2 rRNA genes are annotated in these 3,228 nt (G+C 51.1%); both read left to right on the top strand.

Annotation, left to right across the window (positions count from 1 at the left end):
* Nucleotides 1–53: 53 nt before the first annotated feature.
* Nucleotides 54–2,947 (top strand): 23S ribosomal RNA (locus GHN86_RS22800).
* A gap of 153 nt (nucleotides 2,948–3,100) precedes the next feature.
* Nucleotides 3,101–3,216 (top strand): 5S ribosomal RNA (gene rrf / locus GHN86_RS22795).
* Nucleotides 3,217–3,228: the final 12 nt, after the last annotated feature.

Raw genomic sequence — 3,228 nt, 5'->3', positions numbered from 1 at the left:
AATTTTCGGCGAATGTCGTCTTCATAGTATAACCAGATTGCTTGGGGTTATATGGTCAAGTGAAGAAGCGCATACGGTGGATGCCTTGGCAGTCAGAGGCGATGAAAGACGTGGTAGCCTGCGAAAAGCTTCGGGGAGTCGGCAAACAGACTTTGATCCGGAGATGTCTGAATGGGGGAACCCACCTAACATAAGTTAGGTATCTTAAGCTGAATACATAGGCTTAAGAAGCGAACCAGGGGAACTGAAACATCTAAGTACCCTGAGGAAAAGAAATCAACCGAGATTCCCTTAGTAGTGGCGAGCGAACGGGGACCAGCCCTTAAGCTGTATTGATGTTAGCGGAACGCTCTGGAAAGTGCGGCCATAGTGGGTGATAGCCCTGTACGCGAAAACATCTTTGCAGTGAAATCGAGTAGGACGGAGCACGAGAAACTTTGTCTGAATATGGGGGGACCATCCTCCAAGGCTAAATACTACTGACTGACCGATAGTGAACTAGTACCGTGAGGGAAAGGCGAAAAGAACCCCGGAGAGGGGAGTGAAATAGATCCTGAAACCGTATGCGTACAAGCAGTGGGAGCCCACTTTGTTGGGTGACTGCGTACCTTTTGTATAATGGGTCAGCGACTTATTTTCAGTGGCAAGCTTAACCGAATAGGGGAGGCGTAGCGAAAGCGAGTCTTAATAGGGCGTCTAGTCGCTGGGAATAGACCCGAAACCGGGCGATCTATCCATGGGCAGGTTGAAGGTTGGGTAACACTAACTGGAGGACCGAACCGACTACCGTTGAAAAGTTAGCGGATGACCTGTGGATCGGAGTGAAAGGCTAATCAAGCTCGGAGATAGCTGGTTCTCCTCGAAAGCTATTTAGGTAGCGCCTCATGTATCACTGTAGGGGGTAGAGCACTGTTTCGGCTAGGGGGTCATCCCGACTTACCAAACCGATGCAAACTCCGAATACCTACAAGTGCCGAGCATGGGAGACACACGGCGGGTGCTAACGTCCGTCGTGAAAAGGGAAACAACCCAGACCGTCAGCTAAGGTCCCAAAGTTATGGTTAAGTGGGAAACGATGTGGGAAGGCTTAGACAGCTAGGAGGTTGGCTTAGAAGCAGCCACCCTTTAAAGAAAGCGTAATAGCTCACTAGTCGAGTCGGCCTGCGCGGAAGATTTAACGGGGCTCAAACCATACACCGAAGCTACGGGTATCATCTTAGGATGATGCGGTAGAGGAGCGTTCTGTAAGCCTGTGAAGGTGAGTTGAGAAGCTTGCTGGAGGTATCAGAAGTGCGAATGCTGACATGAGTAACGATAATGGGTGTGAAAAACACCCACGCCGAAAGACCAAGGTTTCCTGCGCAACGTTAATCGACGCAGGGTTAGTCGGTCCCTAAGGCGAGGCTGAAAAGCGTAGTCGATGGAAAACAGGTTAATATTCCTGTACTTCTGGTTATTGCGATGGAGGGACGGAGAAGGCTAGGCCAGCTTGGCGTTGGTTGTCCAAGTTTAAGGTGGTAGGCTGGAATCTTAGGTAAATCCGGGATTCTAAGGCCGAGAGCTGATGACGAGTGTTCTTTTAGAACACGAAGTGGTTGATGCCATGCTTCCAAGAAAAGCTTCTAAGCTTCAGGTAACCAGGAACCGTACCCCAAACCGACACAGGTGGTTGGGTAGAGAATACCAAGGCGCTTGAGAGAACTCGGGTGAAGGAACTAGGCAAAATGGCACCGTAACTTCGGGAGAAGGTGCGCCGGTGAGGGTGAAGCATTTACTGCGTAAGCCCACGCCGGTCGAAGATACCAGGCCGCTGCGACTGTTTATTAAAAACACAGCACTCTGCAAACACGAAAGTGGACGTATAGGGTGTGACGCCTGCCCGGTGCCGGAAGGTTAATTGATGGGGTTAGCTAACGCGAAGCTCTTGATCGAAGCCCCGGTAAACGGCGGCCGTAACTATAACGGTCCTAAGGTAGCGAAATTCCTTGTCGGGTAAGTTCCGACCTGCACGAATGGCGTAACGATGGCGGCGCTGTCTCCACCCGAGACTCAGTGAAATTGAAATCGCTGTGAAGATGCAGTGTATCCGCGGCTAGACGGAAAGACCCCGTGAACCTTTACTATAGCTTTGCACTGGACTTTGAATTTGCTTGTGTAGGATAGGTGGGAGGCTTTGAAGCGTGGACGCCAGTCTGCGTGGAGCCAACCTTGAAATACCACCCTGGCAACTTTGAGGTTCTAACTCAGGTCCGTTATCCGGATCGAGGACAGTGTATGGTGGGTAGTTTGACTGGGGCGGTCTCCTCCTAAAGAGTAACGGAGGAGTACGAAGGTGCGCTCAGACCGGTCGGAAATCGGTCGTAGAGTATAAAGGCAAAAGCGCGCTTGACTGCGAGACAGACACGTCGAGCAGGTACGAAAGTAGGTCTTAGTGATCCGGTGGTTCTGTATGGAAGGGCCATCGCTCAACGGATAAAAGGTACTCCGGGGATAACAGGCTGATACCGCCCAAGAGTTCATATCGACGGCGGTGTTTGGCACCTCGATGTCGGCTCATCACATCCTGGGGCTGAAGCCGGTCCCAAGGGTATGGCTGTTCGCCATTTAAAGTGGTACGCGAGCTGGGTTTAGAACGTCGTGAGACAGTTCGGTCCCTATCTGCCGTGGACGTTTGAGATTTGAGAGGGGCTGCTCCTAGTACGAGAGGACCGGAGTGGACGAACCTCTGGTGTTCCGGTTGTCACGCCAGTGGCATTGCCGGGTAGCTATGTTCGGGAAAGATAACCGCTGAAAGCATCTAAGCGGGAAACTTGCCTCAAGATGAGATCTCACTGGAACCTTGAGTTCCCTAAAGGGCCGTCGAAGACTACGACGTTGATAGGTTGGGTGTGTAAGCGCTGTGAGGCGTTGAGCTAACCAATACTAATTGCCCGTGAGGCTTGACCATATAACACCCAAGCAATTTGCGTCGAACAGACCAGATTGCGGTGTGTGAAGACGATACAAACCGAAAGTTTGCATTCACAAAGCACCAGATTCTATTACATACCCATTCGCTGGAACGTTGACCGTAAGGTTAAACGCGCTGGCTACCGAATTTCTTGACGACCATAGAGCATTGGAACCACCTGATCCCATCCCGAACTCAGTAGTGAAACGATGCATCGCCGATGGTAGTGTGGGGTTTCCCCATGTGAGAGTAGGTCATCGTCAAGATTAAATTCCAAA

This window comes from Pseudomonas helleri (genome assembly GCF_009600315.1).
Classification (GTDB): domain Bacteria; phylum Pseudomonadota; class Gammaproteobacteria; order Pseudomonadales; family Pseudomonadaceae; genus Aquipseudomonas; species Aquipseudomonas helleri_A.
Note: the sequence above shows the minus strand (reverse complement) of the source record. Positions and strands in the feature narration are given on the sequence as shown.